The 12188-nt window shown below is 51.0% G+C and carries 11 protein-coding genes; 2 read left to right on the plus strand and 9 right to left on the minus strand.

Annotation, left to right across the window (positions count from 1 at the left end; all coding sequences use genetic code 11):
- Positions 1-14: 14 nt before the first annotated feature.
- On the minus strand, positions 15-296 hold the full coding sequence (locus tag Q8O77_RS11085; RefSeq protein ID WP_305552933.1) for a pyrimidine/purine nucleoside phosphorylase: 282 nt from the start codon (positions 294-296) through the stop codon (positions 15-17).
- A 247-nt stretch (positions 297-543) separates the two neighbouring features.
- Here Q8O77_RS11085 and Q8O77_RS11090 point away from each other — a divergent pair, with 247 nt between their 5' ends.
- Entirely contained in the window at positions 544-3123 is a 2580-nt protein-coding gene (locus Q8O77_RS11090) for an ExeM/NucH family extracellular endonuclease (protein ID WP_305552934.1), read from the plus strand.
- A gap of 83 nt (positions 3124-3206) precedes the next feature.
- Here Q8O77_RS11090 and fadE read toward each other — a convergent pair whose 3' ends face one another.
- A complete protein-coding gene (gene fadE / locus Q8O77_RS11095) occupies positions 3207-5684 on the minus strand; it encodes an acyl-CoA dehydrogenase FadE (RefSeq protein WP_305552935.1) in 2478 nt (825 codons plus the stop codon).
- 194 nt (positions 5685-5878) lie between these two features.
- On the opposite strand from fadE, the gene Q8O77_RS11100 reads away from it, so the two are divergent.
- On the plus strand, positions 5879-6646 hold the full coding sequence (locus Q8O77_RS11100) for a class II glutamine amidotransferase (RefSeq protein WP_305552936.1): 768 nt from the start codon (positions 5879-5881) through the stop codon (positions 6644-6646).
- Here Q8O77_RS11100 and Q8O77_RS11105 read toward each other — a convergent pair.
- From Q8O77_RS11105 to cmoA, 7 genes are read right to left on the minus strand one after another with little or no spacing between them, the layout of a single operon-like run.
- Positions 6625-7374, minus strand: coding sequence for a DUF3108 domain-containing protein (locus Q8O77_RS11105; RefSeq protein ID WP_305552937.1), 750 nt, complete (start codon positions 7372-7374; stop codon positions 6625-6627). The two genes, Q8O77_RS11100 and Q8O77_RS11105, sit on opposite strands and share 22 nt — an antisense overlap.
- Complete coding sequence (gene purN / locus Q8O77_RS11110) at positions 7358-8005, minus strand: phosphoribosylglycinamide formyltransferase (RefSeq protein WP_305552938.1); 648 nt, start codon at positions 8003-8005, stop codon at positions 7358-7360. The genes Q8O77_RS11105 and purN overlap by 17 nt, the downstream gene beginning before the upstream one ends.
- Positions 8006-8013: 8 nt before the next feature.
- The gene (purM, locus tag Q8O77_RS11115; RefSeq protein WP_371133478.1) at positions 8014-9105 is read right to left on the minus strand and encodes a phosphoribosylformylglycinamidine cyclo-ligase; all 1092 of its coding nucleotides are present in this window, start codon (positions 9103-9105) and stop codon (positions 8014-8016) included.
- A gap of 30 nt (positions 9106-9135) precedes the next feature.
- Complete coding sequence (locus Q8O77_RS11120) at positions 9136-9543, minus strand: hypothetical protein (protein WP_305552940.1); 408 nt, start codon at positions 9541-9543, stop codon at positions 9136-9138.
- Positions 9544-9550: 7 nt separating this feature from the next.
- Positions 9551-10447, minus strand: a complete 897-nt coding sequence (locus Q8O77_RS11125) for a LysR family transcriptional regulator (RefSeq protein ID WP_305552941.1) — start codon at positions 10445-10447, stop codon at positions 9551-9553.
- A 23-nt stretch (positions 10448-10470) separates the two neighbouring features.
- Complete coding sequence (gene cmoB, locus Q8O77_RS11130; protein WP_305552942.1) at positions 10471-11436, minus strand: tRNA 5-methoxyuridine(34)/uridine 5-oxyacetic acid(34) synthase CmoB; 966 nt, start codon at positions 11434-11436, stop codon at positions 10471-10473.
- Positions 11437-11460: 24 nt separating this feature from the next.
- On the minus strand, positions 11461-12186 hold the full coding sequence (gene cmoA, locus Q8O77_RS11135; protein ID WP_305552943.1) for a carboxy-S-adenosyl-L-methionine synthase CmoA: 726 nt from the start codon (positions 12184-12186) through the stop codon (positions 11461-11463).
- Positions 12187-12188 lie beyond the last annotated feature (2 nt).

Consider the following 12188-nt stretch of genomic DNA (forward strand, 5'->3'; position numbering starts at 1 on the left):
TCCTTGTTACCATATCAGGCATAGGTGCAAAGGTACGCGGTATCTACTGCTACCTGCAACTGAAACTTGCTATTAGCCGGCACTTCAAACTGCTGGCCGCGGCTATAGGTTTGCCAACCGTTAGCACCCGGCAATAACACAGTTAAGGCACCGCTGACGACGGTCATCACTTCATGCGCACTGGTGCCGAATTCGTATTCGCCAGGCGCCATAACACCCACTGTTGCCGGTAATTGCTCACCGGCAAAGGCGATAGACGCCACTTTGCCGTCAAAATACTGGTTTACTTTAAACATCTTATTCTCCGTTAGCTAAGCTCAGCCACAGTAAACCTGATCCCGGCCGCAGATGGAAGTGGCTGGCTTAAATTTGGATGGCTTTACGTCTATTTATTTAGCACCGCGTGGGTTAGGTATGTGTTGTAAAAACTTTTGACGATTTGATGTAATAAAATAAGTGGCATAAATTAACCAAAGTTAATGAATGTGCCATAAAAGCGCTTTATATTCGGTTGTCCTTAATAAAACAACCAGGGAGCACAAAATGAAAATCAGGACATTATCAGCAACTATCGCCATGTTATTGGCACCGGCAGTACATGCCGAACTGTTTATTTCCGAATATGTTGAAGGGTCCGGCAATAATAAAGCGCTGGAGTTGTATAACCCAACCAATGATGCCATTGCACTGGATGCCTACAGCGTTCAGGTCTATTTCAATGGCAATACCACAGCAGGTACCACGATTAACCTCAGTGGCAGTATTGCTGCAGGGGCGACCTTTGTTATTGCCGATAATGATTCGGCAGCACAGTTACTGGCACTGACGGATCTGCAGGTAACACAAAGCCTGTGGAACGGCGATGACACCATTACCTTGAGTAAAAATGGTGTGGTGCTGGACTCAATAGGCCAGCTGGGTGTTGACCCGGGCTCTGCCTGGGGCTCAGGTAGTATTACCACCGCAAACGATACGCTGCGCCGTGCCGCTGTCAGCTATGATGCAAATCCAAATGACAGCTTTGACCCGGCAGACCAGTGGCTGGGCTTTTCCCAGGACGATTTTAGCGATATAGGCTTATTTAACGGTGAAGGCGGTGGCCCCGGAGATCCGGATCCTGAGCCGGAACCGATATTAGCCTGTGGCGAGCCGGCTACGCCGGTTTCTGCTATTCAGGGTAGCGGTATGGCAAGCCCGCTGGTGGGTGAAGTGGTGCAGGTTGAAGCCGTGGTAACCCAGCTGCTACCGGGCTTGCAAGGTTATAATATTCAAGCCGTTGGCGATGAGCAGGATAATGATCCGGCCAGCTCAGAAGGGCTGTTTGTCTATGTTAATAGCAGCCCTGCGGTAGAGGTTGGCCAACGTGTGCGCTTACAAGGTACCGTGGGCGAATATTTTGGCCATACTCAATTGGCGGATATCAGAGCCAGTCTCGATTGCGGCAGCAGCACCTTACCGGCGCCGACACCCTTTGGTTTGCCGGTCAGCAGCCTGGCAGAGCTTGAAGCAGTAGAAGGCATGCTGGTAAGCTTTGCTCAGCAACTAACGGTAAACGACACCTCCACCCTCGGCCGCTTTGGCGAGCTGACGCTGGCCAATGGCCGTCGCTATACGCCAACTCAGGTAGTAAACCCGGGGCCGGACGCTATAGCGCTGGCAGCAGAGCATGCACTGAATAAAATTGTACTGGATGATGCCAGTACTGTGCAGAACCCTGCTGTGGTGCCTTATCCAACCGGTGGCTTATCGGCGGCGAATGTGGTGCGCAGTGGTGATACGGTGCTTAACCTTACCGGTACTGTGCATTACGGTTTTAATGAATACCGCATTATGCCGACGCAAAGCGTTAATTTTATTCACAGCAACCCACGCACTGCAGCGCCGCAGCTGGCGGCTGACGGCAATATCAAAGTAGCCAGCTTTAATGTGCTGAACTACTTTAATGGCGATGGCCTGGGCGGCGGCTTCCCGACGGCACGTGGTGCAGATAGCGCGCTGGAGTTTGACCGCCAGCGGGCGAAAATTCTGTCGGCAATGCTGGCACTGGATGCTGCTGTTGTCGGTTTGATGGAAATTGAGAACGACGGCTACAGTGACACTTCTGCCATTGCCGATCTGATCGCTGGCTTGCGCAGCGCATCCGGCAATGACAGCTGGCAGTATATTAACGCCGGTGGCCCGGTTGGCACGGATGAAATTGCGGTAGGCTTAATTTACCGTGCCGATCTGGTGACACCAGCTGCGCCGTTGTTGATATTGGATTCCGGCAATTCAGCAGTAGATGAGCAGGGCGTGGCGTTGTTTGATGACAACCGTAACCGGCCGATGCTGGCACAGCGTTTCCGCTTGCTGGAAAATGACGCCGAATTTGCCGTTATGGTAAACCATTTAAAATCGAAAGGCTCAGGCTGTGGCGCACAAGACGGTGATACCGGCGATGGCCAGGGCAACTGTAATATCAGCCGCACCCGCGCCGCACAAGCAATAGGCATTTTTGCTGCAGAGCAGTTTGCCGATACCCCGGCCGTGGTAATGGGTGATCTCAATGCCTACGCCAAAGAAGACCCTATTGCTGCGCTGGCGCAAGCCGGTTATATCAATGTGTTTGAAGCGCTGGGCAAAGTGCCGGGCCATGGCTATGTGTTCTCCGGTTTATCCGGCGCGCTGGATCATGCGCTGTTAAATGACATGGCGTTGCAATATCTTCAGGATGCGACCAAGTGGAATATTAATGCCGATGAGCCGATAGCGCTGGATTACAATGTTGAGTCGAAGTCGGCGCAACAGCAGTTAGATTATTACGCGGCGGATGCGTACCGCTCATCAGATCATGATCCGGTGGTGGTGTCGTTCAGTTTGCCGGCTGTTATTCCGCCGCTGGATGTGACGTTAGAACTGTTGCGTACCATACGTTCACGCTCAGGCCAAAGCCTTGTGCAACTGCGTTGGAGTGGCGATGCAACAGATTTAACGCTGTATCGTGACAATGTAGCAGTACGTGATTTAAACCGCTCCGGCCGGGTAAATGACAGCTTCCGCTCTGAAGCGACAACGGTAAGCTACAAAATTTGTCAGCAGGCTACTGCAAGCTGCTCGGCTGAGTTAGTGGTGAACTTTAACTAAGCTGCAGTGTTATTGTGTAGCAAACTGTGCAACAAATAAAAACGCCGGCAACTGCCGGCGTTTTTTTAGCTAAAGGTAAAGCGTTAAGCGGCTTTATCTTTTTTATCTTTGGCCACTGCGCCCGGGCCCTGTTGGGTCAGAGTTTTGTCGGCAGCCAGATATTCCGGCTCAAAGTCATCAACGTTAATGGCAAATAAGCGGCCTTTCTCTGCGGTGCGCAGTATGTTGGCTTCGGCTTCGGTAATGACTTTTAACTCTAAACCCAGATCGGCCACTTCGTTCAGGCGGAAGAACGGCAGACGCTTACCGGCGGCATGGGTTACCTTATCAAAGATTGGCTCGGCTGCCAGTACATCCAGTAACGCCTGTTCCATTAAACCTAGTTGGTTTTGCGGCTCGTTGGTCAGGTACATATGATGGCCCAGACGTGAGCGCGCTTCGCCCGGCGTTTGCATAATGCGGGCAACCTGGTGCTCGATAACATCAGACGCTTTGCGTAAGGTACGGCCCCACGGGAATACCACGCGTTTTAATACCACACCCACCACGCGGTTAGGGAAGTTATCAAACAACTCGTTTAACGCCAGCTGTGCTTTGGCCAGGTTGTCTTCACAGGCCCATTGCACCAGCGGTAAATCGTCAATTTTACGGCCTTCGTCGTTGTAGCGCTTTAATACCGCTGAGGTCAGATACAGCATACTTAAAATATCACCCAGCCGGGCAGAGATACGTTCGCGGCGTTTTAAATCGCCACCCAGGGTACCCATTGCTACGTCAGACATCAGTGCCATAGCGGCGCTGAAACGGTTCATTTGCTTGTAGTACTTCGCCGTGGCGTCGCTGTATGGGCTGCTGCTGAAAGCGCCACCGGTTAGCGATAACCAGAAGGTACGGAAGAAGTTGCTGATAGCAAAACCGATATGGCCAAACAGCGCTTTATCAAAGGCAGTTACTGCTGCGCCCTGGTCGTCCAACTGCGCAGCCTGTAATTCTGCCAGTACATAAGGATGACAGCGGATAGCGCCCTGACCATAAATAATCATATTACGGGTAAGAATATTGGCGCCTTCCACCGTAATGGCAACAGGGGCACCCTGGTAACCGCGCGCCAGATAGTTGTTCGGGCCCATACAAATGCCCTTACCGCCGTGGATATCCATGGCATCGATGATGGCCTGGCGCATCCGCTCGGTCATATGGTATTTGGTAATAGCTGAAATTACTGACGGCTTTTCGCCAAGGTCAATCGAACCGACAGACATCGTAGTGGAAGCATCAGCCATATAGGCATAACCACCGATACGGGCCATTGCTTCTTCCACGCCTTCCATTTTACCAATCGGTAATCTGAACTGACGACGGATCCGGGCATAGGCGCCGGTAGCCAGGGCTACGGCTTTAATACCACCGGTACTGTTTGACGGCAGGGTAATAGCACGGCCTACTGATAAACATTCCACCAGCATACGCCAGCCCTGGCCGGCCATTTTGGCGCCACCGATAATGTAGTCCAGTGGTACAAAGATGTTTTCGCCCTGGGTAGGACCATTTTGAAACGGCACATTAAGCGGGAAGTGGCGACGGCCAATTTTAACGCCCGGCGTGCTAACCGGAATCAGCGCACAGGTAATACCCAGCTCTTCGGTTTCACCAAGCAGTTTTTCCGGGTCGTACAGCTTAAAGGCTAAACCCAGTACGGTAGCAATAGGTGCCAGCGTAATATAGCGCTTGTTCCATGTCAGGCGCATACCGACGACTTCTTTACCTTCCCACTGGCCTTTACAAATAATACCGGTATCCGGAATGGCACCGGCGTCCGAGCCGGCTTCCGGGCTGGTCAGCGCGAAACACGGCACTTCCAGGCCTTTGGCTAAGCGGGGTAAATAATGTTTTTTCTGCTCGTCAGTACCGTAGTGCTGCAGTAATTCGCCCGGGCCCAGTGAGTTAGGTACACCAACAACACTGGATAACACCATACTTTTACTGGTTAATTTTTGCAGTACGCAAGATTGGGCATAAGCAGAGAATTCCAGACCACCATATTCTTTCTTGATGATCATGGCAAAAAAGCCTTTGTCTTTCAGGTACTGGTAAACTTCCGGGGTTAAATCAGCACGTTCGTGCGTGGTATGCCAGTCATCGACCATCGCCAGTAATTCTTCTACCGGGCCATCCAGAAACGCCTGCTCTTCAGCGCTTAAGCGTGGTACCGGGAAGTTGTGCATCTTGTGCCAGTCCGGGTTGCCGCGGAATAAATCAGCTTCCCACCAGGTAGTACCGGCGTCGATGGCTTCTTTTTCCGTGGTAGACATTTCCGGCATTATTTTGCGGTATAGCTTAAGCAGCGGCTTGGTAAGATATTGCTGACGTATCACGGCAATATTTAATGGCAGTGCCACCAACAAAAACACTACCCAAGCTACCGTGCCTGCAGCATCAAAGGCGCTACCCACCGCCAGAATTACTGCTATTGCAGCGGTAAACATGGTTAAACTGGCACGGTTATATGCCAGGATACCGATTGCGGCGATAAGCACCGCGCAGAGAATTATCACTTCCATCTTTTGCTCCTGATGAGAGGTCTGACCACTATGCGGCTAGAGTAGAACGCTTTGGCTAAAGTTGCAAGCCCTGAAACCTGCTGATGCACAAAGTGATTGTCAACTTAAGGTGCAACTCGTAGGCTTATACGCTTAAGCATAGCCGTTTGGCTCAGTTTCGCCTGCTGCAGGCAGGTTTTGTGCTAAGGATCTGTATGTGTGAATTACTCGGCATGTCGGCGAATGTGCCGACAGATATTTGTTTCAGCTTTAAAGGCTTAAAAGAGCGCGGTGGCCGCACCGGACCGCACAAAGATGGCTGGGGTGTGGCGTTTTATGAAAACAAGGGTGTCTGCACTTTTAAAGATGCGCTGCCCAGTTATCAATCTGAAATTGCCAGGTTGGTGTCAGACTATCCGATTAAAAGCTGCGCTGTGATCGCGCATGTGCGCCAGGCGAATCGCGGCAGAGTGGCATTGGAAAACACCCACCCGTTTAGCCGTGAGCTGTGGGGCCGCTACTGGACTTATGCGCACAATGGCCAGCTGAGCGGCTATCAACAGTTGCCGGTAGCGCGCTTTACCCCGGTGGGGACTACCGATAGCGAACGCGCATTTTGCTATCTGTTAAGCGAGCTGGATAAGCGTTATCCGGATAAATCGCCCGGCCGTAAAACGGCATTTAAGTTTATTCAACGTAAATGCAAAGAGCTGCAAAAATTGGGTGTGTTTAATATGCTGCTGACCGATGGTGAGTACTTGCTGACGTATTGCACCACCAAACTACACTGGATAACCCGACGCGCCCCTTTTGGTGTAGCGCGGTTGTCAGATGTGGATGTGGATATTGATTTCAGCCGCGAAACCACACCCAATGATGTGGTGACGATTATTGCTACTGAGCCACTGACCAATAATGAGCAGTGGCATAAGATGGAAGCGGGGGAGAGTCAGTTGTTCCGCTACGGCGAGCCGTTAGCCTGAACCTGCGGTGTCAGGTCCAGTTTGTGTAGCTGCACATCAAATTGTTCGACGTTGTCTTCACCGCGCCATAAGCGTACCAGCATATAATCCAGCTCAGGGGCTACCCAGGCATAAATTTGTTTATCGCTGTTTGCTTCAATCCGCGCAATGCGCAGCGTATCGATATTACCATAAGGCAGAGGCAGCTTTTCTTCGGCCACCACTTTGTAATGATACATCTTACTGTTGCCGTTACGGTTTAGTACGTTGTAGCTGAATTCTGTTTTGCCGGCTTTAAGATCCAGCACCAATTGCAGCTGATAACTGATTTGATCCAGCCAGTCATCCTGCCAATCTACCGCTTTGGCTTTGCGGCTTTTGCCTTCGCTCAGCACTTTGGTGTCAGGGTTAAGGTTCAGCTCATAATAACGATCGGGGCCGCTGCCGGTGCGGTTAAGTACATAACGCAGTGGCTGGATTTGGCCGTCATTAATAACAAAGTCAGAGGTTTCCTGCCGCTTGTCGGAAAAGATCATCCAGCTGATATTACTGCTGTAGCCGAGTTGATAGCCTTGTTCAGTTTGTTTTAAATAGCGGTTGGCCTCACCATGCTTTTTGCCGGCGCGGTAGACAACATAGTCAGCGTTAAAGCTGCTTAACGGTGCGATTTCTGCACTGGTTGCAGTGCTAAAGAGTGTTGCTATTACGATAAAAGGCGCCCATAGGCGCCGGTTAGTCTTCATCATCATTGGCATAACCGTTGGCTGCTAATACATTGCCATCCAACCATGCCTGATCTGCCTGCTGTTGTAAACGGTTTTGACAAAACCAGCGTACCACTAACGGATAAATGCGGTGTTCCTGTTCGTGTACACGTTCAGCCAGGCTGGTTGCATCATCGTCGTTAAACAGTGGTACTTTGGCTTGCAAAATCACCGGACCGCCATCGAGTTGCTCGGTAACAAAGTGCACACTGCAACCATGTTCGCTATCACCGGCGTCAATGGCGCGTTGATGGGTATCCAGCCCCTGATATTTTGGCAACAGCGAAGGATGCACATTTAATAAGCGGCCGCTAAAGTGTTGTACAAAAGCAGGGCTTAAAATGCGCATAAAACCGGCCAGCACCACTAAATCCGGCTGGTGCTGATCAATGGCATCCATCAGGGCAATATCGTATTTTTCCCGGCTGGCGTAATTTTTATGGCTCAATACCTGAGTACTGATCCCCGCCTCATTCGCACGCACCAAGCCATAGGCGTTGGCTTTATTGGCAATGACGGCACTGACTTTGCCCGGGATAAAACCGCTGCTGCAGGCATCAATAATGGCCTGCAGGTTAGAACCGCTGCCGGAAATCAGTACTACGATAGATTTCATCGGTTGCCTTATTCGTTAATAATAACCAGCTCATCACCTGCAGCTGCAGATTGAATTTCACCCAGGTGCCATACGGTTTCGCCGGCATCACGCAGTATGCTGATGGCCTGTTGCAGTTTGTCCTGTGGTACCACTACCAGCATGCCAACACCACAGTTAAAGGTGCGGTACATTTCGTGGCGGCTGATATTACCCTGCTGTTGCAGCCAGTTGAAAATGGCCGGCCACTGCCAGCTGGTACCGTCAATAACCGCTTTGGTATGTTCCGGCAATACGCGTGGGATATTTTCCCAAAAGCCACCACCGGTAATATGACACAGCGCATGCACCGGGGTTTGCTTAAACAGGTTAAGCAGGTTTTTCACATAAATGCGGGTAGGCTCCAGCAGGTGATCTGCCAGGGGTTTGCCTTCCAGTATAGTATCCGGGCTCTGACCGCTAACTTCCAATACTTTACGGATTAACGAAAAACCGTTGGAATGCGGGCCGGAAGAGGCCATGGCGATTAACTGATCGCCCGGTTGTACTTTACTGCCGTCGATAATATCGGCTTTTTCTACCACACCAACACAGAAACCGGCGATGTCGTAATCCTCGCCGTGATACATGCCCGGCATTTCTGCGGTTTCGCCGCCAACCAGCGCACAGCCGGATTGATAACAGCCTTCGGCGATACCGTTAACTACCGCTGAGGCAGTGTCAACATCCAGTTTGCCGGTGGCGTAATAGTCGAGGAAGAACAGAGGCTCCGCACCTTGTACGACCAGGTCGTTAACACACATGGCCACCAGGTCAATGCCAACGCCGTCATGGCGTTTTAAATCCATCGCCAGGCGTAGCTTGGTGCCTACACCGTCAGTGCCTGATACCAGTACCGGCTCTTTATAACCAGCCGGAATTTGGCACAGGGCGCCAAAGCCACCTAAACCACCCATAACTTCAGGGCGACGTGTGCGTTTGACTGCGCCTTTAATCCGTTCAACTAACGCATTACCTGCGTCAATATCAACTCCGGCGTCTTTGTAGCTTAACGATGTTTTCTGCTCGCTCACGGCAATCCTCGAATGACTGAAAGTGGAAAGGCTAAAAATTGGCGGCATTTTACCTGCTTAACGCCGCCGACAAAAGCCTTACTGCATAGCATTTGCCATAGCTTGCTTTACATAGTCATACAGGCTGATGCTGTTGTCCTTAGTGAATTTGTGGTAACACACTGAAGCAAATGGAAATTCTTTGTCATTCAGCCGTATATAAACAAAGGGGGCTTCGCTGTTGGTCTGATCGTGCTGCCAGTGACCGCCAACATTGGCGATAAATAATTCGCCAATATATGCGCCGATAATGTTACATAAGGTAAACACCACTTCGGCCGAATGGCGCTGCTTTTGTTCCCGGCTGTGTAATTCTGCCAGCAGAACATCAATTTGCTGCAGGCTGTCTATGCTGTGATCCAGCGTTATATTGTGCTCTTCTGCGGCATAGTTTACCGCGTCTGCGGCCGCGGCCTGCATTAAGTTATTCAGTTCTTGTTGTTGCATAGTTGCCTCAGGATTTTTGATGAGCCGCCAGAATTAACTGGCGTAATTGTTTACTGCCGGGGCCAAGCGTTTCTTCTTTGGGCGCGACCAGCGATATGGTTGCCATGCGCTCGCTGCTTTGGTTCAGGCTAAGTTGCACCAGAGTGCCACGGGCAATATAGTCTGTCACCATAAAATCCGGCAACCAGCAAAAGCCTAACCCAAGTTGCAAAATTTCTATCGCTTCAAAGAAGTTATCTACTGTCCAGCGTTGCTCCGCGCGCAACCAACCGATATTTTCCTGCGGTTTCTGTGCTGTGTCGCGGATCACCAGTTGCAAATGTTGGCTCAACTCATTTTGATCAATATGGCTGGCCGTGGCCAGCGGGTTATGGCTACCGGTAAGCGGAATAAAGCGGGTATGACACAGATGTTCACCCAGGTAGCCTTTAGGAATAACAGCCGAGGCAGCTATAACCAGATCAGCGCGTTTTTGCTGAATAATTTCTGCGGTGCCGGTAATAACGCAATCGATAAGCTGAATACGGCTGCCGCGGCTGAGCGGATAAAACGCTGCCAGGGCTTCATTTAAAAAGCGTCGCGGGTAGGCCAGTTCAACTGCAATACGGATTTCCGGCTCCCAGCCCTGGTCGATATTGGCAGCCAGCAATTCCAAATCTTCCACTTGCTGTGTCAGTAACCGTGAGCGGCGCAGCATCACTTCACCTGCTTCGGTCAGATAGGCTTTGCGACCGCGCACTTCCAGCAACTCAACACCCAGCTGGGTTTGCAATTTTGCTACGGCATGGTTCAGCGATGATTGGCTTTTATTCAGCAGCTCTGCTGCTTGCGCATAGCCACCGGCATCGACCACCGCTTGCAAAATGCGCCATTGCTCCAGAGTTGAACGTGGACGGTAGGGCATAACGGGCGTGCGCTCCTGTGGCGTTATACGTTGGCGACGATCACCGCGCGAAGCGGCGCCGGATAACCTTCTATGGTTTTACTATGATCAGTTGCATCGAGAAAATCAATTAAACTTTCGTTTTCCATCCAGTCGGTTTTGCGCTGCTCGTCTAAGCTGGTGCGGTTAAGATCCACCAGCCGCACATTGCTAAAGCCCAACCTTTGTAGCCAGTGCGTTAGCGCAGCAACGCTGGGAATAAACCAGACATTGCGCATTTTGGCGTAACGCTCGCCCGGCACCAGTACCGTATGTTCGTCACCTTCTACCACTAAGGTTTCGAGGATCAACTCGCCACCCGGGCGCAGTTGGTTTTTCAGCTGTTGCAGAAAATCCAGCGGTGAGCGCCGGTGGTACAATACGCCCATTGAGAATACGGTATCAAACTGTTTCAGTGCCGGCATCTCGTCAATGCCTATCGGGATCAGATTAACTGCCGGGTCGGGGTTAAAATGTTTAATCGCCTGAAACTGCGCATAAAACAGCTGCGACGGATCAATGCCGACGACACATTCTGCGCCTTCACCGCGCATACGCCACAGGTGATAACCACTGCCGCAACCAACATCCAGTACAGTGCGTTTTGCCAGCGGAGCAATATGCGGCAGCACCCGGTCCCATTTAAAGTCAGAACGCCACTCGGTATCAATATCAATGCCGTGAATCCTGAACGGGCCTTTGCGCCAGGGTTTTAACTGCTGCAGTAAATAGCGGATCTGCTGTGCTTCACCATTACTGATATCGTTTGCAGTACCAAACTGCACCGCAGTTTTCAGCTCAATAGCAGAGGGGGTTGTTGTTGGCAGATTGCTGATTACTTTTTGCCACTGTTTAAAATCGCCATGCAGAGCGTCTTTGCTCCAACCGGCCAGCTGCGCAGGTAACGTCTGCAGCCAGCTGTGCAGTTTATTGGTTGCCAATTGGGCATAAAAGGGCGTGAAATCGAGCATAGCTAACCTTATCTAAGAGTGGCCTTATTTAATTGCGACCATTGAGCAGAAATTAAAGCACTGAAACCACAAGGTTTGGCTGGTAAAACCGGCTTGCTGCAAGCGTTGCTGGTGTTCCGGCAGAGTGTCGGGCTTCATCACGTTTTCCAGCGCGCTGCGTTTTTGGCTGATTTCCAGCTCGCTGTAGCCGTTGGCGCGCTTAAAGTCATGGTGTAACTCCACCAGCAAGTCGTTTGTCAGCGGGTCGTTGTTGATAAACTTTTCCGACAGGATCAATAAACCACCGGGTTTTAAGCCCTGATACACGCGGTTAATCAGGGTATTGCGATCTTCTTTCGGTAAAAACTGCAAGGTAAAGTTAATTACCACTATGGCGGCCTGTTCAATGGCTTGCTCTCTGATATCTGCCAGTTTTACCTCAACCGGTATGTCGGAGCGAAACGCCTGCAAATGCCGCTCGCAACGCTCGACCATGGCGCTGCTGTTATCTACCGCAATAATACGGCTGTTGGCTACGCTGATATTACGTCGCATCGCCAGTGTGGCGGCACCTAATGAGCAGCCGAGATCGTAGTAATTGCTGTCGGCTTGTTGAAAGCGGCCGCTTAACTTGCCAATGGTTTGAATAATCGTTTGATAGCCCGGCACAGAGCGCTGGATCATGTCAGGGAATACATCTGCCACCTGATCGTCAAAGCGAAAATCCTGAATATGAGCCAGTGGCTCGGCGAAAATAGCATCTTTTTGCATAA

The organism is Rheinheimera sp., assembly GCF_030690345.1.
In the GTDB taxonomy this organism is placed as follows: Bacteria; Pseudomonadota; Gammaproteobacteria; order Enterobacterales; family Alteromonadaceae; genus Alishewanella.

Bases quoted from the DNA above. Each gene is read 5' to 3' on its own strand.
- Q8O77_RS11105 (WP_305552937.1), bottom strand. From the start codon at position 7,374: ATGATGATGAAGACTAACCGGCGCCTATGGGCGCCTTTTATCGTAATA.
- Q8O77_RS11085 (WP_305552933.1), bottom strand. From the start codon at position 296: ATGTTTAAAGTAAACCAGTATTTTGACGGCAAAGTGGCGTCTATCGCC.
- Q8O77_RS11125 (WP_305552941.1), bottom strand. From the start codon at position 10,447: ATGCCCTACCGTCCACGTTCAACTCTGGAGCAATGGCGCATTTTGCAA.
- Q8O77_RS11120 (WP_305552940.1), bottom strand. From the start codon at position 9,543: ATGCAACAACAAGAACTGAATAACTTAATGCAGGCCGCGGCCGCAGAC.
- fadE (WP_305552935.1), bottom strand. From the start codon at position 5,684: ATGGAAGTGATAATTCTCTGCGCGGTGCTTATCGCCGCAATCGGTATC.
- Q8O77_RS11090 (WP_305552934.1), top strand. From the start codon at position 544: ATGAAAATCAGGACATTATCAGCAACTATCGCCATGTTATTGGCACCG.
- cmoA (WP_305552943.1), bottom strand. From the start codon at position 12,186: ATGCAAAAAGATGCTATTTTCGCCGAGCCACTGGCTCATATTCAGGAT.
- purM (WP_371133478.1), bottom strand. From the start codon at position 9,105: ATGCCGCCAATTTTTAGCCTTTCCACTTTCAGTCATTCGAGGATTGCC.
- purN (WP_305552938.1), bottom strand. From the start codon at position 8,005: ATGAAATCTATCGTAGTACTGATTTCCGGCAGCGGTTCTAACCTGCAG.
- cmoB (WP_305552942.1), bottom strand. From the start codon at position 11,436: ATGCTCGATTTCACGCCCTTTTATGCCCAATTGGCAACCAATAAACTG.
- Q8O77_RS11100 (WP_305552936.1), top strand. From the start codon at position 5,879: ATGTGTGAATTACTCGGCATGTCGGCGAATGTGCCGACAGATATTTGT.